The 16,318-nt window shown below is 71.8% G+C and carries 18 protein-coding genes; 13 read left to right on the top strand and 5 right to left on the bottom strand.

The window, feature by feature from the left end; all coding sequences use genetic code 11:
- Positions 1 to 616: 616 nt before the first annotated feature.
- From HD596_RS40000 to HD596_RS39980, 5 genes are all read left to right on the top strand, one after another.
- Complete coding sequence (locus tag HD596_RS40000; RefSeq protein WP_185074645.1) at positions 617 to 1,966, top strand: ABC transporter substrate-binding protein; 1,350 nt, start codon at positions 617 to 619, stop codon at positions 1,964 to 1,966.
- Positions 1,967 to 2,047: 81 nt separating this feature from the next.
- Complete coding sequence (locus tag HD596_RS39995; protein ID WP_185074644.1) at positions 2,048 to 2,995, top strand: carbohydrate ABC transporter permease; 948 nt, start codon at positions 2,048 to 2,050, stop codon at positions 2,993 to 2,995.
- Entirely contained in the window at positions 2,985 to 3,782 is a 798-nt protein-coding gene (locus HD596_RS39990; protein WP_185074643.1) for a carbohydrate ABC transporter permease, read from the top strand. The genes HD596_RS39995 and HD596_RS39990 overlap by 11 nt, the downstream gene beginning before the upstream one ends.
- An 11-nt stretch (positions 3,783 to 3,793) precedes the next feature.
- Positions 3,794 to 4,873 carry a glycoside hydrolase family 172 protein gene (locus tag HD596_RS39985; RefSeq protein ID WP_185074642.1) on the top strand — a complete coding sequence of 360 codons (1,080 nt, stop codon included), beginning with the start codon at positions 3,794 to 3,796 and terminating at the stop codon, positions 4,871 to 4,873.
- Positions 4,874 to 4,911: 38 nt separating this feature from the next.
- Positions 4,912 to 5,913: a LacI family DNA-binding transcriptional regulator gene (locus tag HD596_RS39980; RefSeq protein ID WP_185074641.1), complete on the top strand. Its 1,002-nt coding sequence runs from the start codon at positions 4,912 to 4,914 to the stop codon at positions 5,911 to 5,913.
- Between the two features lie 4 nt (positions 5,914 to 5,917).
- Here HD596_RS39980 and HD596_RS39975 read toward each other — a convergent pair whose 3' ends face one another.
- Both HD596_RS39975 and HD596_RS62535 read right to left on the bottom strand, forming a co-directional pair.
- Positions 5,918 to 6,343, bottom strand: coding sequence for a nuclear transport factor 2 family protein (locus HD596_RS39975; RefSeq protein ID WP_185074640.1), 426 nt, complete (start codon positions 6,341 to 6,343; stop codon positions 5,918 to 5,920).
- A gap of 259 nt (positions 6,344 to 6,602) precedes the next feature.
- A complete protein-coding gene (locus HD596_RS62535) occupies positions 6,603 to 6,827 on the bottom strand; it encodes a hypothetical protein (protein ID WP_246555179.1) in 225 nt (74 codons plus the stop codon).
- A gap of 79 nt (positions 6,828 to 6,906) precedes the next feature.
- Here HD596_RS62535 and HD596_RS62530 point away from each other — a divergent pair, with 79 nt between their 5' ends.
- Positions 6,907 to 7,137, top strand: a complete 231-nt coding sequence (locus HD596_RS62530; RefSeq protein ID WP_246555177.1) for a hypothetical protein — start codon at positions 6,907 to 6,909, stop codon at positions 7,135 to 7,137.
- A gap of 229 nt (positions 7,138 to 7,366) precedes the next feature.
- Here HD596_RS62530 and HD596_RS39965 read toward each other — a convergent pair whose 3' ends face one another.
- Complete coding sequence (locus HD596_RS39965) at positions 7,367 to 8,011, bottom strand: TetR/AcrR family transcriptional regulator (RefSeq protein ID WP_246555175.1); 645 nt, start codon at positions 8,009 to 8,011, stop codon at positions 7,367 to 7,369.
- A 281-nt stretch (positions 8,012 to 8,292) separates the two neighbouring features.
- Here HD596_RS39965 and HD596_RS39960 point away from each other — a divergent pair, with 281 nt between their 5' ends.
- The 6 genes from HD596_RS39960 (at position 8,293) to HD596_RS39940 (ending at position 12,023) form a co-directional block, all read left to right on the top strand.
- Positions 8,293 to 9,513 carry a cytochrome P450 gene (locus HD596_RS39960; protein WP_313046215.1) on the top strand — a complete coding sequence of 407 codons (1,221 nt, stop codon included), beginning with the start codon at positions 8,293 to 8,295 and terminating at the stop codon, positions 9,511 to 9,513.
- A 17-nt stretch (positions 9,514 to 9,530) separates the two neighbouring features.
- The gene (locus HD596_RS60665) at positions 9,531 to 9,626 is read left to right on the top strand and encodes a ferredoxin (RefSeq protein WP_221519730.1); all 96 of its coding nucleotides are present in this window, start codon (positions 9,531 to 9,533) and stop codon (positions 9,624 to 9,626) included.
- Positions 9,610 to 9,735 carry a hypothetical protein gene (locus HD596_RS64115; protein WP_281398298.1) on the top strand — a complete coding sequence of 42 codons (126 nt, stop codon included), beginning with the start codon at positions 9,610 to 9,612 and terminating at the stop codon, positions 9,733 to 9,735. The genes HD596_RS60665 and HD596_RS64115 overlap by 17 nt, the downstream gene beginning before the upstream one ends.
- A gap of 10 nt (positions 9,736 to 9,745) precedes the next feature.
- Positions 9,746 to 10,165 (top strand): MFS transporter, encoded by a 420-nt coding sequence (locus tag HD596_RS39950; protein WP_221519729.1) that lies wholly within the window; start codon positions 9,746 to 9,748, stop codon positions 10,163 to 10,165.
- A gap of 83 nt (positions 10,166 to 10,248) precedes the next feature.
- A complete protein-coding gene (locus HD596_RS39945) occupies positions 10,249 to 11,115 on the top strand; it encodes a hypothetical protein (protein ID WP_185074638.1) in 867 nt (288 codons plus the stop codon).
- A gap of 560 nt (positions 11,116 to 11,675) precedes the next feature.
- Positions 11,676 to 12,023, top strand: coding sequence for a ribosomal maturation YjgA family protein (locus HD596_RS39940; RefSeq protein ID WP_185074637.1), 348 nt, complete (start codon positions 11,676 to 11,678; stop codon positions 12,021 to 12,023).
- Positions 12,024 to 12,029: 6 nt separating this feature from the next.
- Here HD596_RS39940 and HD596_RS39935 read toward each other — a convergent pair whose 3' ends face one another.
- Together HD596_RS39935 and HD596_RS39930 are read right to left on the bottom strand one after the other, a co-directional pair.
- Positions 12,030 to 12,812 (bottom strand): alpha/beta fold hydrolase, encoded by a 783-nt coding sequence (locus tag HD596_RS39935; protein ID WP_185074636.1) that lies wholly within the window; start codon positions 12,810 to 12,812, stop codon positions 12,030 to 12,032.
- 12 nt (positions 12,813 to 12,824) lie between these two features.
- Positions 12,825 to 13,388: a permease gene (locus tag HD596_RS39930; RefSeq protein WP_185074635.1), complete on the bottom strand. Its 564-nt coding sequence runs from the start codon at positions 13,386 to 13,388 to the stop codon at positions 12,825 to 12,827.
- A 193-nt stretch (positions 13,389 to 13,581) separates the two neighbouring features.
- On the opposite strand from HD596_RS39930, the gene HD596_RS39925 reads away from it, so the two are divergent.
- A complete protein-coding gene (locus tag HD596_RS39925; RefSeq protein ID WP_185074634.1) occupies positions 13,582 to 16,287 on the top strand; it encodes a helix-turn-helix transcriptional regulator in 2,706 nt (901 codons plus the stop codon).
- Positions 16,288 to 16,318 lie beyond the last annotated feature (31 nt).

The raw sequence follows: 16,318 nt of genomic DNA, 5'->3' as shown, positions 1-16,318 counted from the left end.
TGCTCAGAAATCGATTTCCCTCAAGGTAGATCTGACCCTTGAGGCCGTCAATCCCGCTCACATCACAGAATCGCAACGGTGAACCGATTTCTCGAACGCTGATGTTGAGGCCCCGCCCCGGCGCACCGCCGGGGCCTGGCCAGGCAGCCGCCGCGCCTCGTCCACGACACGTTCACCACCGACGCCGCCCACCAGCACACCGCCCACCCCGACGGCGCCCGGCCTCTCCGGCCCCTCCAGCCCTTCTAACCCCCTCCGACCACTTCGCCGCCTGGCGCCTCCCCCCTCGCCTTCGGCGCGCTGCGCTTCCACCTGAGGGCCTCCCACACCCGGCCCCTTCGCCTCCCGCACCGCGGGCGGCGGGCGGCGGGCGGCGGGCGGCGGGCGGCGGGCGGCGGGCGGCGGGCGGCGGGCGGCGGGCGGCGGGCGGCGGGCGGCGGGGCATCGTGACGCCCGATGGGCCGTCAGAGCGAGCTCGCAGGTCTCGGGGAGATATCGATTCCCGGATTTGGCAAGCCGTAGCAGGAACTTCTTGACGATGAGCTCACCGACGCCTACCTTTCTGGAAATCGATTGCTCACCCCCCGAGCTCTCTGCAAGATCAGGAGGATGCGACATGTCGGCTTTCGAGAGGGTGACCCGCCGATCTCTGCTGCGTGGCGGCGCCGTCGTCTTAGGGTCGGCGATGGCGGCACCGCTGCTGTCCGCGTGCGGGAGCGGCGGGAGGAGCGGCAACGCCAAAGAGCTGACGTTCTGGAACTTCTACGGCCCCAACCCGCAGGGCGACGCGCAGAGCAAGTGGTTCACCGACCTGGCGGCGGCGTGGAACGCCAACAACGAGGTCAAGGTCAAGCTCCACTACCTGCCCGTCTCCGAGTACCTCGCCGGCACGGCGCTGCAGACCGCCTTCTCCGCCGGCCAGGGGCCCGACATCTTCCTGCTCAGCCCCGGCGACTTCCTCCGCTACCACAACGGCGGCGTGCTGGCCGACCTCACGCCGCACCTCAAGCCCGACCAGATCGCCGACTTCGACGGCGGCGTGCTCGACACGCGCAAGGTGGACGGCAAGGTCTACGGCCTGCCGATGGAACAAGAGCCGCTGGCCATGTACTACAGCATCGACGCCTTCGAGAAGGCCAAGCTGGCCGAGGGCGACCTCCCCCAGACCTGGGACCAGCTGCTGGACGTGGCCGCCAAGCTGACCACCAAGGACCAGTTCGGCATCCTCTTCGAGACCATCCCCGGCTACTACCAGAACTTCACCTGGTACCCGTTCATGTGGATGGCCGGCGGCTCGGCCGTGCCGGAGAACGGTGGGGCCGGGTTCGACGCGCCCGGCGTACACCAGGCGCTGAAGCTCTGGCAGGACGCGGTCAACAGCAAGGTCGCGCCGCGCAAGCCGCAGGGCGACGGCGCGGGCAACGCCCCGGCGAACCTCGCCGGCGGGTATGTCGCCATGCAGCAGAGCGGCATCTGGTCGGTGTCGCAGCTGGAGCAGGAGAAGAAGGACTTCAAGTACGGGGTGTTCCGGCTTCCCGTTCCTGAAGGCGGGACTTACACCACCGACATCGGCGGGTGGGCGTTCGTCGCCAACGCCAAGGGGGCCAACCCCGAGGCGGCGGCCAAGTTCATCGCCTGGGCGCTGGGCGCCACCGACGCGGCCGGTGTCGAGCGCGGCCGGCAGTGGAACACGGTCGTCAAGACGAACCTGCCGGCCCGCAAGTCCGTCCAGGAGGCGGCCAAGGCGGCGGGGGCGTTCGACAAGCCCGCGCTCAAGGTGTTCCTGGAGCAGGTGGTGCCGGGCGGCCGGGGCGAGCCCCGCTACACGCCCGAGGTGTACAAGGCCGTCTCGGACGCCATCCAGGCCACCCAGCTCGGCGGGGCGGACCCGGCCAAGGCGGCGGCGGACGCCGCCGCCAAGATCGACGCCTTCCTGAAGGGTTACAAGGGTGCGGCCATGCTCTGACGCCCTCGCGGGCGCGACCCCACGGGCACGGCCCGCGCCGGAGGCACCCGGCGGCGGGCCCCTGAGCGAAAGGAGGTAGTCATGGCCACATTGGTCGATCCGGGTACGGCGGTCGCCGGCGAGGCCGTGCCCCGCGTGTGGTGGACCCGGCGCAGGAGAGAGGCGCTGGCCGGCTACGCGTTCGTCGCACCTGACCTGCTCGGGCTGCTCGTCTTCGTCGGCCTCCCCATGGTGCTGGCCGTCGGCGTGTCGCTGTTCAGCGTGGACGGGTTCGGCGGCTACACCTACGTCGGCCTGGACAACTTCCGCCAGATGGCCGAGGACGCGCAGCTCTGGCAGAGCGTCAAGGTGACGCTGACGTACATGGTGACCTTCGTCCCCATCGGGTTCGTCGTGAGCTTGTGGCTCGCGCTGCTGGTCCGCGACCACTTCCCCGGCGTCGGCCTGGTGCGCACGATGTTCTTCCTGCCGCACGTCATCAGCCTCGTCGTGGTCGGCGTGGTGTGGCAGTTCCTGCTGGCCGACAAGCAGGGCGCGGTGCCCGCGCTGCTGCGGCCGGTGGGGCTGGGCGACGTGTCGTTCCTGGGCAATCCCGCGCTGGCGCTGGGGTCGCTGGTGGTGATCAGCATCTGGTTCCTCATGGGGTATCAGATGCTGATCCTGCTGGGCGGGCTCAAGGACATCCCCAAGGAGTACGAGGAGGCGGCGCGCGTCGACGGGGCCACCTCCTGGCAGCGCTTCCGCCACGTCATCTGGCCGCTGCTCCGGCCGACCAGCTTCTTCGTGCTGGTCAACTCGACCGTCGGCGCGGTGACCGGCCTGCAGGCCTTCGACCTCGTCTACGTGCTGACCAAGGGCGGTCCGGCCAACAGCACGTCCAGCGTGGTCTTCTACATCTACCAGCAGGCCTTCACCTTCAACAACTACGGCTATGCGGCGGCGCTGACCACGGTCGTCGTCGGGTTCCTGGTCGTGGCGACGGGGCTGATGTTCGGGCTCACGAAGGGAGGCAGGTTCGATGTCGGTTAGGCTGCGCGCCCTCGTCGGGTACGTGCTGGCGGCCGTCACGGTGGCGCCGCTGGTCTGGCTGCTGGTGACGGTGCTGAAGCCGGCGGACGAGCTGTTCGAGGTGGCGCTGCCCAGCCGCTTCACCCTGGACAACCTGCTCTACGTGCTGACCGAGGTGCCCATCGGCACGTACATGCTCAACAGCCTCGTCGTCTCCGTGGCCGTCACGGTGGTCGCGCTCGTGCTGCACTCGATGGCCGCCTACGCGCTGGCCCGGCTGCGCTTCCCCGGCAGGCAGGTGATCTTCTCGATGATCGTCTCCACGCTGCTGGTGTCGCTGCCGGTGATCCTTGTGCCGCTGTTCCTGGTGGCCAGGCAGCTCGGGCTGCTCGACACGTACGCGGGGCTGATCCTGCCGGCGATCTTCCACGCGTTCGGGATCTTCCTGCTCCGGCAGTACTACCTGACGATCCCGCGCGAGCTCGAAGAGGCGGCAGATCTTGACGGATGCGGATATTTCCGGCGCTGGTGGCAGGTGGTCGTGCCGCTCAGCCGGCCCGTGCTCGCCTCGCTCGCCGTGCTGTTCTTCCTGGCCAACTGGAACGCGTTCCTCTGGCCCTTGACCGCCACCCGCGACCCCGAGCTGCGCATGGTGCAGGTCGGCATCGCCACCCTCCAGGGCCAGTACGGCTCGGCCTGGAACTACGTCCTGGCCGCGACGGTGATCGCGGCCGTGCCCACCTTGATCGCGTTCGTGCTCGGCCAGCGCCGCCTGGTCGAGGCGATCAAGACCTCCGGATTGAAGTGAATGAGGAGCATATGAGCTACGGAAACCACGGCAGCAGCCTGCGTGACCTGCCCCGCCTGCGGGCCTCCAGGCGCAAGCGGGTCTCCAGCTACGACCGCACGGGCGGCAACGAGGACCGCCTGACCGTCGCGGCCGGCACCACCGTGACCCTGGCCGACATCGAGGGCCCCGGCTCGATCAACCACATCTGGTGCACGGTGGCGCTCCCGCTGAAGGACGTGCCGGACGCGGTGGACGTCGACTACCTGCGCAGGCTCGTGCTGAAGATCACCTGGGACGACCAGGAGCACCCCAGCGTGCTGGTGCCGCTCGGCGACTTCTTCGGCATGGGCCACGCCAAGACCGCGAACTTCGTCTCCGCGCCGCTGCAGATGAGCCCGCAGGACGGCAAGGGCTTCAACTCGTGGTTCCACATGCCGTTCGCGAGCCGCGCGAAGGTGGAGCTGATCAGCGAGCTGTCGGCCGAGCCGGTGTTCTTCTACTACTACGTCGACTACGAGCTGTTCGACTCGGCGGCCGAGGACCTCGGCTACTTCCACGCGCAGTGGCGGCGCGAGCGGCCCACCGACGGGATCCCGCAGGGCACGCAGAGCAACCGCGAGTACCAGGTCGAGGGCATCAACGACACGGGCGACGGCAATTACGTCATCCTCGACGCCGAGGGGCGCGGCCACTACGTGGGCTGCGTGCTCAACATCCGCAACCTGCGCGAGACCAGCGACTGGAACTGGTACGGCGAGGGCGACGACATGATCTTCATCGACGGGGAGCCGTTCCCGCCCTCGCTGCACGGCACCGGCACCGAGGACTACTTCAACACCGCCTGGTGCCCGACGCAGACCTACCACGCGCCGTACCACGGCATCACCCTGCCCGGCGGCGACAACTGGAGCGGCGAGATCTCCCTCTACCGCTTCCACGTCGAGGACCCGATCACGTTCACCGAGTCCATCAGGGTGACGATCGAGCACGGCCACGCCAACAAGCGCTCGGACGACTTCTCGTCGGTCGCGTACTGGTACCAGACGCTGCCGCACAAGCCGTTCGGGCTGGCGCCGGTGGCGGAGCGGCTGCCGTTCCCTGCTGCGTAATCGATTTCTCCTGCCCGTGTCTCCGAGATGGGACGAGGTTGATCAAGATCCAAGATGTCGCGCGGCACGCCGGGGTCTCCGCCGCGACGGTCTCCCGCGTGCTCAACGGCCGTTCCACGGTCAACCCGGAACTGGCGGGGCGGGTGCTCGCGGCCGTGCGGGAGCTCGGCTACCGGCCCAACGGGGTGGCGCGCAATCTCAGGCGCAGGCAGACGACGTTGTGGGCGGTGCTGGTCTCCGACGTCGGCAACCCGTTCTTCACCTCTCTGGTACGGGGTGTGGAGGACGGGGGCCGGCAGTTCGGGTACTCGGTGGTCCTGTGCAACACCGACGAGAACCGGGATCGGGAGGCCGAGTACATCGCGGTGGCGCTGGCCGACAACATGGCCGGCGTGATCATCTCTCCGGCGGACGACTCGACGGACATCTCCGCCCTGGTCGCCGCCGGCACCGCCGTGGTCACCATCGACCGAGAGCTGGCCGAGACCGAGGTCGACGCGGTGATGGTGGACAACGAGAAGGGCGCGGAGATGGCGACCGCGCACCTGCTGTCGTCCGGCTACCGCCGGATCGCGTGCATCACGGGCCCGCGGCGGATGTCCACCGCCATGCGGCGGCTGCGCGGCTACCATCGGGCGCTGCGCGCCTCCGGCGTGCCGGTGGATCGTGCCCTGGTGCGGCACGCTGACTTCCGGGAGGAGGGCGGCTACTCGGCCATGGCCGCGCTGCTGGACGAGGGGGTGGAGATGGACGCCGTGTTCGCGGCCAACAACCTCATGACGGTGGGGGCCGTGGAGTGCCTGACCGAGCGGGGGGTGCCGATCCCCGGGCAGGTGGGGGTGATCGGGTTCGACGACATCCCGTGGGCCCGGCTGTTCCGGCCCGGGCTGAGCACGGTCCGGCAGCCGACGTACGAGCTGGGGCGGGCGGCGGCGCAACTGCTGGCGAGCCGGATCGACAACCCGGCCCGGCCGGCGGCCCGGATGGTGCTGCAGACGGAGCTGCACCCGCGCGAGAGCTCCCGCCCCAGGCACGGCTGAGAGCTCAGGGCTGGAGGCCGCCGAGGGCTCGCGCGACCGTGAGGCTGTCCTCGTAGATGTGGTAGCGGGTGATGAGCCCGTCCTCGACCGTGAGGTGCAGCGCGAACGGCGAGGTGTACGCGGTTCCGCCGGCCCGTACCGTCTGCGCGATCTCCCCGAGCACGACGGCGTGCGCCCCGTCGACCAGGATGCGCGTCACCGACGTGCCGTTCAGCTCGGGCACGTGGTGAGCCTCCAGCGACCGGAAGTGATCCGCCACCTCGGCGCGGCTGGACCGGGGCCGGATCCACGGCACCGCGGGATGCCCCTCGGCGGGCCAGGCGAGCTGCCAGTCGACCGGCTCGGCGAACAGCTCCGCGGTGCGGGGATGGTCGCCCTTGGCCATCCTGCGCAGCAGTTCCTCCACGACGTCACGGGTGTCAGCGCTCATGCCACAACCCTCTCGGCAAAGGCACGTGGTGTCGATTACCTCCGAGATAAAGCGGTCAGCGATGGGCCCGCGCCGATCGCTCGGTCATCATCAGCCCACCGGCGTTCCTCGCGCTGACGGCCCCCGAGACGGCGGCCGCACGACGCGACGCGGTCGACACAGCTGGGCAAGGACCAGTCGCGGCGACTCGTGCGCCGCGCCCGCTGCCACCTGGTCACCGGCGCGGTGGCCTCGCCCGTGCCCGACGACGCGCCTTCGGCTATTTGCCGGTCGTGTTCCGGCCGAGCCAGTCGCGGTAGCCGATCGTGCCGAGGACGGCGCCGTCGCCAGGAACCAGCGACCGCTCGCTCAGCTCGCTGCCGAAGTAGCGCGCGTGCGGGTCGGTGACCACCTCGCGCGGGTCGCCCCAGGCGGTCAGTGCCTGGCGGAAGAACTCGTCCATCCGGTACTCCTCGGGCCCGGCGATCTCGACCCTGCCGTTCAACGGCGCCCCCACCCCGGTCCGGCCGACCGCCCGGGGCCGCGTCGTCGCCCGCGATCGGCTGGAACAGCACGGGCGTGATGTGCACCTTGCCGTCCACCGTGGCCTCGTCGGCGATGCCGCGGGCGAACTGGAAGAACTGGGTCGAGTGGATGAGCGAGAACGGGATGCCCGCCTTACGAAGAACTCCAGCACCGCGGCCCGCTCGAACGACGGCGAGTTCGACACGTCGACCACCACCTGCGCGCCCGCCAGCCCCTCACCGGTCAGCGTGTTGACGCCCGTGTTCGGCGCCGCCGCCACCGCCTCGTGACCGTGCTCGCCCAGCTTCGCCACCAGCTTCGACCCGATCAGGCCCGTCCCGCGCGATTACCACGATCTTCATGGCGATCCCTTTCGCTCCGCCGGGCCACCTCGTCGCCACCGGGTCGCCGGCTAAGACCGGGCAGCCTCCGGGCCTGTGACAGCCGCGGCGAAATCCTGCACCGCCGTCGCCCTGCCGGCGCCGCACCGCGCAGGCTGTTGAGCAGCGCGGGCGGGCCTCACTGCGGTGTGCCCCGGACGGGGGCCTGCCACAGCGCGACGATCGCGTCGATCAGGCCGTCGGCCGTGTCGTCCCAGGTGGGCCGGAAGGTGGGCGTGTGTTCGGCCAGGGCACGTTCGCGCTCGACGCACATCTGCACGATGAGGTGGCGGGCCATGGTGATGCGTTCGCGGTGGAGGGCGGCGGGACGGTCGGGCATGCACCGCGCCAGGCCGTCGCTGAAGAGCCGCAGCACCGGGGCGGCGGTCAGGGCCTCGTCCACCATGATCGCGTTGAACGCGGGGTCGGCCATGACCTGCGCGGCGAAGCGGGCGTACCAGGTGGGGCTGCCCAGGGTCTCCAGGTGTTCGGTGAGCGGGCGGACCAGGCAGGCGACCCAGTCGCGCAGGTCGGTGGAGCCGGCGAGGTCGGCCATCATGCGTTCGCGGATGCGCTCGATCTGCTCGGCGTGCTTGCGGGCGATCGCGCGGATCAGGTCGGCCTTGGTGCCGAAATGGTAGCTGACCGCGGCGTTGTTGCCCTGCCCGGCGGCCTCGCTGATCTGGCGGTTGCCCACGGCGTGCACGCCGCGTTCGGCGAACAGCCGCTCGGCCGCGGTCAGGAGCGCCTCCCGGGTCGCGCTGACCTGCTCCTCCCGTGTCATCTTGCTGATCATCGTCATTCACCGCACCGGGACTTTCGCGCAGCCTGCGACGGCCCAGTCCCACAGGCCGCCGCAGGTCCTCGGCCGTGCCGGCGAGGCGTAACGGAGGACAGCCTATTCAGCCGGTGGCCGTCCCCGTCGAGGGCTGCTCCGGCTTGACAGGCATCCGTCCCACGCTAGAGTTTAAATCAATCGGTTGACTTAATCCAATGCGCACGTCGCCGTGCCGGTGATCGGCCGTCCCGCGCAGCTCGCTTTGAGACACATTCCAGGAGAGAACCGTGACCACAATCCCGGAGTACGACATCGCCAGATCGGCGAAGTGCCCGCTGGACCCGGCGCCCGCGATGCGGGCACGGCAGGAGGAGGGCCCGCTGGCCCGGGTCCGGCTGTGGGACGGCAGCACGGCTTGGCTGGTGACCGGCCACGCGGAGCACCGCGCCGTGCTCGGCCATCCCAAGGTCAGCGTCGAGCCGGCGCGCGGCCTCCCCCGGCTCTCCCCTGCGGAGGCCGCGGCCATGGACAGCATCTCCAAGGCGGACTCGGCGAGCCTCGGCTTCATCATGATGGACGACCCCGAGCACGCCCGGCTGCGGCGGATGGTGACCTCCGCGTTCACGGTCAAGCGGGTGGAGGCGATGCGCCCGGCCACCCAGGAGATCGCGGACGAGCTGATCGACCGGCTGCTCGCCGGCCCGAAGCCCGCCGATCTCGTCGAGGCTTTCGCGCTGCCGCTGCCCTCGCTGGTGATCTCCAACCTGCTCGGCGTCCCGTACGACGACCACGAGTTCTTCCAGGCCAACAGCCGGACCATCATCAACCGCAACTCCACCCCGGAGCAGCGGGGCGGGGCCCAGCTGCGGCTGGCCGAGTACCTGGACGGGCTGATCGGCGAGAAGCTCGCCAAGCCCGGCGACGACCTGCTGTCCGGGCTGGTCGAGCGGGTCAAGGCCGGCGAGCTGTCCCGGCAGGAGGCCGCCCGCATGGGCGTGCTGATGCTGTTCGCCGGCCACGAGACCACCGCGAACATGATCACCCTGGGCACGCTGGCCCTGCTGCAGGACCCCGAGCAACTCGCCCTCCTCCGCGACGGCGACGACCCGAAGCTGGTCGCCTCGGCGGTCGAGGAGCTGCTGCGGTACCTGACGATCACCCACGGCGGGCTGCGGCGGGTGGCGCTGGAGGACATCGAGATCGCCGGTCAGCTCATCAAGGCCGGTGAGGGCATCGTCGTGGTCAACGAGACCGCCAACCGCGACCCGTCCGTCTTCCCCGACCCGGACCGGCTGGACCTCCAGCGCAACCCCCGGCTCCACGTCACCTTCGGCTACGGCGTGCACCAGTGCCTGGGCCAGCCGCTGGCGCGGATGGAGCTGCAGGTCGCCTACCCCGCCCTGCTGAAGCGGATCCCCACCCTGGCGCTCGCCGCCGACCTGGAGCAGATCCCGTTCAAGCACGACGGGTTCGTGTACGGGGCCTACGAGCTGCCCGTCACCTGGTGACCGAGGAGGAGAAGAACGTGAAGATCATCGTCGACCAGGACAAGTGCGTCGCGTCCGGGCAGTGCGTCATGGCCGCCGACGACGTCTTCGACCAGCGTGACGAGGACGGGTGAGTTCTACGTCGGAGGTGAGCGGGTCGAACCGGAGGGCGGCGAGGTGCTGAAGGTCGTCTCCCCGTCGAGCGAGGAGGTCGTCGGCGAGGTGAGGGCGTCCGCACCGTGATCATCTGACCTTGCGCGATCAGCTGTCCCCTCATCCTGGAGCCCCGCGTGCAGAACCCCACCGCGACGTCGCGGGCCGGCTGATCAGCAGGAGCGGGAAGCTCAAGCCGTTCATCGTCACCGGCGCCGTCCTCCTGACGGCCGGGTTCGCCGGGCTCGGCACCATCGACCACACGACCTCGCTCGTCTTCATGGGCGCGGCCATGCTCTGCGTTGGTCTGGGCGTCGGTCTGGGCGTCGGCATGACCCTGCAGAACTTCGTGCTCGTCGTGCAGAACGCCGTGCCGCTCAAGGACATCGGCGCGGCCAGCTCCACGGTCTCATTCTTCCGCTCGCTGGGCGGCACGATCGGCGTGCTCGGCGCCGTCCTGCTCAAGCCGGTCACCCTCCGTACCAGCCTCGACCAGCCCGACGTGGCCCGATCGGCCTGACACGTACGACGGCGCGAAACTGTCGGCCCCGCCCCCTACGGTCACTGTCCGCGGACGATTCCCCTACCGATTGCGGAGAGGCCATGGCGATCACGCTGCGCACCTTCCGGGACGACGTCTCCACCCCTTACGCCAGCTTCTTTCTCATCGACCTGTGCGGCGCCGAGGGAGGCCCGTCGCTGGCCGACGGCATCCTGGAGAGCGGGCCCGGCTGGATGCGGATCGAGAGCACCGTCTCCCGCGGCAGGACCGACGTCCGTCTGGAGAGCTGGGACGCCGCCCCGCCAGTCGCCCCCGCCCCTTGGGTGCCGGCGGGTGAGAGCACGTACCTCAGCGCCGCCGGGATCGTGACCATAAGCGATGACGATGGCGGCGGCTCCGTCGACGCCCTCGTGCTGGGCCCGCCCCACTTCCTGTACGGCGTGCGCGCCTACCACGTGCCACCGGCCAGGAGCAGCGACAGCGACTTCTGGGAGGACCCGCGGCGAGCACACGTGCTGTTACGTTTCTGGCCGCTCCGCGACGTCTTCGACCCGGCGCGCCACGCGCTCCCGCAGCGGTCGCCCGGAGACTCGCCTCCCCCGTCCGGTTACGTCCCCTCGATGGACTGGCCCGTCCTGCGGGAACGCACGGTCCCGCCGCCCCAGGACGAACCCGAGCCGGACGTGACCGACGACCCCTATCCCTGGCGCACCCTCGCCGAACACCGGCGCCGCACCGGGATCCGCCACGCCCTCAACCCCGAGGGCGCGCCGACGTACGTCGTCCGCAGGCATGACCTGAGCACCTTCGGTGATCCGGACCCCGGGACGTCCCACCGGCTCACTGCCCCGGCCCCGGCGATCGTCACGGTCCTCGATGGCGACGGCGACCTGCTCACCGTCCGGAACGCGGCTCCCGCCGAGTCCGCCCGCGTCCTGGCCGCGGAGCAGACCTGGCGGCCGTCATGAGGCGGGCCGGGCGGGGTCGCCGCCGCGTCACCGTACCGCTTCCCGTGCCATCGCCGACGTCGCCACAGAGCGCGCGGCGATGTAGCCGTCCGGGCGGATGAGCACGCGGTGTCCTCGTGGACGTCGTAGCTGCCGTGCGCGTCGCCGTCGGTGTCGATGACCGTGCCGGGAGCGGCCGCCGCGGTGTCGGTGGTGACGCGGACCGTGCGCAGCGGGACGGCCAGAGGCTCGTCGACGGCGCCGTACGGCGCGGGGTGGCCGCGGTCCCCGGTGAGGCCGCGCTGCGCGGAGGACCCGTCGCCGTCGGCGGCGGCACGCGTGACGGCCCGCAGCCGGGAGGTGCTGTCGTCGAGGACGGCCCGCGCGACGGGGCGCCGCTCCTGCCTGCTCCGGGCTCATCCACAGGTGCTGGCAGTGCCGGTCCAGGCCGTCGATCCGCACGTCCCCGAGCCACCAGCGGTGATCTCCGTAGGAGTCCCCCTCCAGCCGTGCGCCGATCAGCTCCCGTACGCGGCTGCGGCCCGTCACAGGGAGCCGCGATACGCCGATAACGTGATCCGGTGCCCCGCCTGCCCGTTGCCTGCGTAGCCGTCCTGACCGTCGTGGCCGGATTGGGGGTGCGCGCGCTGTTCGACGGCCCGGTGTCGAAGTACGCGGGCGACGCCCTCTACACCGTGCTGATCTACACGCTCGTGGTGCTGATCCGCCCCAGGGTGCGCCCCTGGGTGGCGGCGGCGCTGGCGGCGGGGGCGAGCTGGGTGATCGAGTTCGCCCAGCTCGGGGAGATCCCGGCCGTGCTGCGGCCGCTGCTGGGCAGCACGTTCAACCCGCCCGACCTCTTCTGGTACGCGGTGGGCGCGGCGGCGGCCTGGGCCGCGCACACGCTCTGGTCGCGGCGGGCGGCGTGAGCGCCGTCAGAACGCGTTCTTCAGGAAGGGCAGCAGAGCCTCGGCGGTACGCTCGGGATATTCCGACATCGGATAGTGGCCCGCGCCGTCGATCATGACGGCCTGCCCGCGCAGCAGCGACGCCTGGGCCCGCGCCTCGGCCGCCGGGTCGGGGAAGTCGGGGTCCCTGGCGCCCATGAGGACCAGGGCCGGGCAGCGGACCTGGTCGATGGCCCGCTCGGCGTCCGGTTCGCGGTCGAGGAGCATGGCACGCATCGCCTCGCGCCGTTGCGGGTCGCGCAGCATGGCCACCAGTGCGGCGCGGTGTCCGGCCAGGTCGGCGGGCCTGGCCGTACGGTGCGCCAGGGCGTAGTAGAGGCTCCACAGCCGCGGGGAGGCGGCGACCAGCCGGACCAGCGCGCGGACGGCGGCGTTGAGCGGGACGGCCCTGATGAAGCCGTCGATCGCGACGATCCCCGCCACCCGCTCGGGCGCCTCCGCGGCGGCGCGGATGACGCCGCCCGCCGCGTAGGAGTTGCCGAGCAGGACGGCGCCGGGCGCGTCCAGCTCCTCCAGCAGGGCCACGAGGTCGCCGCCCACCGCGGACTGGGAGTAGTCCGCCCAGCCCGCCGAGGACTCCCCGTGGCCGCGCAGGTCCGCCGTCACCACCCGGTAGCCCGCCTCGACCAGCGGCGGGCGCAGGAACCGGTAGGCCGCGCGGGTGTCTCCCAGACCGGGTACGCACACGACGAGCGGCCCCTCGCCGGCGCAGTCGTAGGCCAGGCGACCGCCCGGAACGTCAACGAACATGTCGCCGCCTTCCTAGCTGAGGACGTCCACGACCAGCCCCAGCGCGAGCAGCAGCGCCATGGCGCCGCCGGAGACCAGCGCGCGCCAGGTGACCTCGGCGCGCTCCCGTACCGAGCGGAAGTACAGGACCGCGCCGACCACCACGAGAACCCCCTCGACGACCGCCGTGAGCCACGGGGTCTGCCACAGTCCGAGGCCGAGCAGCGGCAGGCCGCCGGCGTTGCCGGGCAGCAGAGGCAGGTCGGCGCGGTGGACGAGCAGGTCGAGCAGCCAGTGGCTGAACGTCACCCCGCCCAGCACCCACCCGGCCGTGCGGCCCCACCGCCAGGCTCCGAAGCCGCCGTACAGCGCCGACAGCAGCAACGCGCCGAGCAGCGAGTGGGTGTACTGCGCGTCGATCAGCGCCTCGCCGTAGGTGCCCGGGGCGACGGCCTGGAAGGACTCGATCCCACCCGCCAGGTACAGGATCACGAAGATGACGTCGAGGAACTGCGTGGCGAGCATGACCGCCCACAGCGGGACGCGCGGCTGGGCGGCCTTGACGGCGGCGGCCAGACCGAAGTGTCCGACGAACATTCAGCGTCCCTCCTTGGAGACCGGCTTGGGGGTTCGGGTGGCCCAGCGGTCGAGCCACCCGCACAGCACGACGAACAGCAGCAGGAAAAGTAAGAACTCCATGTCTCTCCTCACGTGGCGTTACGACGTTAGGGAGGGAGAGCGTCTGCCCGGTATCGGACGATTGTCTGGTGGCGGGGGACGCTACATTCTGATGGTGCTGTGGGGACGGGAGAGGGAGCAGGCGCAGATCGACGCGCTGCTCGCGCAGGCCAGGGGCGGCCGGAGCGGGAGCCTGATCCTGCGCGGCGAGCCCGGCATCGGCAAGTCCGCTCTCCTCGACCACGCCGCCCGGTCGGCGGAGGGCATGCGCCCGCTGCGCGGCACCGGCATCGAGACCGAGGCCGAGCTGCCCTTCGCGGCGCTGCACCTGCTGCTGCGCCCGGCGCTCGACCGGATCGGCAGACTTCCGGCGCCGCAGGCCAGGGCGCTGGAGGGCGCGTTCGGCCTGGCCACCGCCCCCGAGGACCGCTTCCTCATCGGCCTGGCCGCCCTGTCGCTGCTCACCGAGCTGGCCGAGGACGGCCCGCTGCTCTGCCTGGTCGACGACGCCCAGTGGATGGACCGGTCGTCGGCCGAGGCGCTGCTGTTCGCGGCCCGGCGGCTGCACTCCGAGGGGATCGCCCTGCTGTTCGCGGCCAGGGACGCCTTCCACGCACCTGGAGTGCCCGAGTTGCGGCTGGAGGGCCTCGACCCGCAGGCCGCCGGCGATCTGCTGCGCGAGCACACGCCCGGTCTGGGCCCCGGCGTGCGGGAGCGGATCCTCGCCGAGAGCGGCGGAAACCCGCTCGCCCTGATCGAGCTGCCCCGGATGCCCGGTTCGCCGCACCACGCGCAGGAGCCGCTGCCGCTGCCGCGCCGGATCCAGGAGGCGTACGAGGCGCGGATCGCCGTCCTGCCGCCGGGCAGCCAGACGATGCTGCTGGTCGCCGCCCTCGACGACGCCGGGGATCTGGACGTCGTCGTGCGCGCGGCCGGGAGGCTGGGGGTCGACGCCGCCGCCCTGGGCCCGGCCGAGCGCGCCGGTTTCCTGTCCACCGCCGGCGGGCGGCTGTCCTTCGGCCACCCGCTGATGCGTACGGCGGCGGCGCGGCGGGCGACCTACGACGAGCGCCTGGCCGTGCACCGCGCCCTCGCCGGCGTGCTCGACGACGACCAGGACGCCGACCGCCGCGCCTGGCACCTGGCCGCCGCCGTGACCGGCCGCGACGAGCCGATCGCCGCCGCGCTCGAACAGGCGGCCGGCCGCGCCCGCGAACGCGCCGGCCATGCCGCGGCCGCCGCGGCTCTGGAGCGGGCCGCCCGGCTCACCCCCGGCCTGGCCGAACGCGCCCGGCGGCTGGCCCTGTCGGCCGAGGCGGCCGCGGACGCCGGCGCCCTGGAGCACGCGCAGGTCCTGGCCGACCAGGCCCGGCGGCTGGGCGACGACCCGCGCACCCTCGCCCGGCTGGCGGGGCTGCGCGGCCGGATCGCGTTCGACCGGGGCGCCGTGCAGGAGGCCCACCGGATCCTCCTCGACGGGGCCGCCGCCATCGCCGGCCTGGACCGCAAGGGCGCGGCGCTCCTCCTGCTCGACGCGGTGCGCAACGCCTGGTACGTCAGCGATCCGGCGGCCGTCGCCGAGTCCTCCGCGCGGCTGGCCGGCCTGCCGCTGACGGCGGAGGACGGGCTCGACGGGTTCGTCCGGGCGGCCCGCGCGATGGCGGACTTCCTGGCCGGCGACCTGGACCGGGCGCTGCCGCCGTTCCGCGAGCTCGTCGCCCTGGCCGCGGCGATCCCCTCCGGCATGACCGCCCTGCGGATCAGCATCTGCTCGCTGGCCGGGATCTCGGGCGACTTCGGCAACGGGCTCGCCATCGCCCGTTCGGCGATCGAGGAGTGCCGGGCCGACGGCATGATCGGGCTGCTGCCGCTCGCCCAGGCGGTGCTGGCGATCCACCAGATGTACCTCGGGCGCTTCCGCGACGCCGTCACGACCGCGACCGAGGGACGCCGGCTCGCCACCGACATCGGCCAGACGCACCGCATCGCGCACTTCGAGAGCGTCATGGCCATGGTGGCCGCCGTCCAGGGGCGGGAGCGGGACTGCCGGGAGCTCGCCGAGCGCACGATCGCGCACGTCGGCGGCCATCCGGTGGCGACGATCGTGGGCTGGGCCGAGTGGGCGCTCGGCCTGCTGGACCTCGGTCAGGGCCGTTTCGAGGCCGCGCTGGAGCGCTTCGACGCCGCCGCCCGCGGGCCGCTGCGGCACCAGATCATGCCGGTCTACTTCGCTCCCGACCAGATCGAGGCCGCCGTACGGCTCGGCCTGCCCGGCCGCGCCGCCGGGCCGCTCGCCCGCTTCGAGTCCTGGGCCGGCGCCGCCCGCCACCCGTGGGCGGAGGCCGTCCTGCACCGCTGCCGGGCCCTGCTCGCCACCGGCGACGCGGAGGCGGAGCGGCACTGGGAGCAGGCCGTACGATCGCACGCCGACGCGAACCGGCCGTTCGAACGGGCCCGTACCGACCTGCTCTTCGGTGAGTGGCTGCGCCGCGCCCGCCGCAAGAACGAAGCCCGGACCCACCTGCGCTCGGCGCTGGAGACCTTCGAACGCGCCGGCGCCGCGCCGTGGGCCGAGCGGGCGCGCGCCGAGCTGCGCGCGGCGGGCGAGGCCGTCGCCCAGGGCGCGCCCGACCTGGCCGCCTCGCTCTCCCCGCAGGAACTGCAGGTGGTACGCCTGGCCGCCACGGGTGTCACCAACCGGGAGATCGCCGCCCAGCTGTTCCTCAGCCCCAAGACCGTCAGCCACCACCTGTATCGCGCCTTCCCCAAGCTCGGCGTCACCACCCGCACCGAACTCGCCCGCCTCGACCTGGGCTGATCGCGGGCGTGAAGAAAAACGGCTGAGCGGC

This window comes from Nonomuraea jabiensis (genome assembly GCF_014204795.1).
Lineage (GTDB): Bacteria > Actinomycetota > Actinomycetes > Streptosporangiales > Streptosporangiaceae > Nonomuraea > Nonomuraea jabiensis.
This window is presented reverse-complemented; position numbering and strand designations above follow the sequence as displayed.

Bases quoted from the DNA above. Each gene is read 5' to 3' on its own strand.
- HD596_RS40000 (WP_185074645.1), top strand. From the start codon at position 617: ATGTCGGCTTTCGAGAGGGTGACCCGCCGATCTCTGCTGCGTGGCGGC.
- HD596_RS39995 (WP_185074644.1), top strand. From the start codon at position 2,048: ATGGCCACATTGGTCGATCCGGGTACGGCGGTCGCCGGCGAGGCCGTG.
- HD596_RS39990 (WP_185074643.1), top strand. From the start codon at position 2,985: ATGTCGGTTAGGCTGCGCGCCCTCGTCGGGTACGTGCTGGCGGCCGTC.
- HD596_RS39985 (WP_185074642.1), top strand. From the start codon at position 3,794: ATGAGCTACGGAAACCACGGCAGCAGCCTGCGTGACCTGCCCCGCCTG.
- HD596_RS39975 (WP_185074640.1), bottom strand. From the start codon at position 6,343: ATGAGCGCTGACACCCGTGACGTCGTGGAGGAACTGCTGCGCAGGATG.
- HD596_RS39965 (WP_246555175.1), bottom strand. From the start codon at position 8,011: ATGACACGGGAGGAGCAGGTCAGCGCGACCCGGGAGGCGCTCCTGACC.
- HD596_RS39945 (WP_185074638.1), top strand. From the start codon at position 10,249: ATGGCGATCACGCTGCGCACCTTCCGGGACGACGTCTCCACCCCTTAC.
- HD596_RS39935 (WP_185074636.1), bottom strand. From the start codon at position 12,812: ATGTTCGTTGACGTTCCGGGCGGTCGCCTGGCCTACGACTGCGCCGGC.
- HD596_RS39930 (WP_185074635.1), bottom strand. From the start codon at position 13,388: ATGTTCGTCGGACACTTCGGTCTGGCCGCCGCCGTCAAGGCCGCCCAG.
- HD596_RS39925 (WP_185074634.1), top strand. From the start codon at position 13,582: ATGGTGCTGTGGGGACGGGAGAGGGAGCAGGCGCAGATCGACGCGCTG.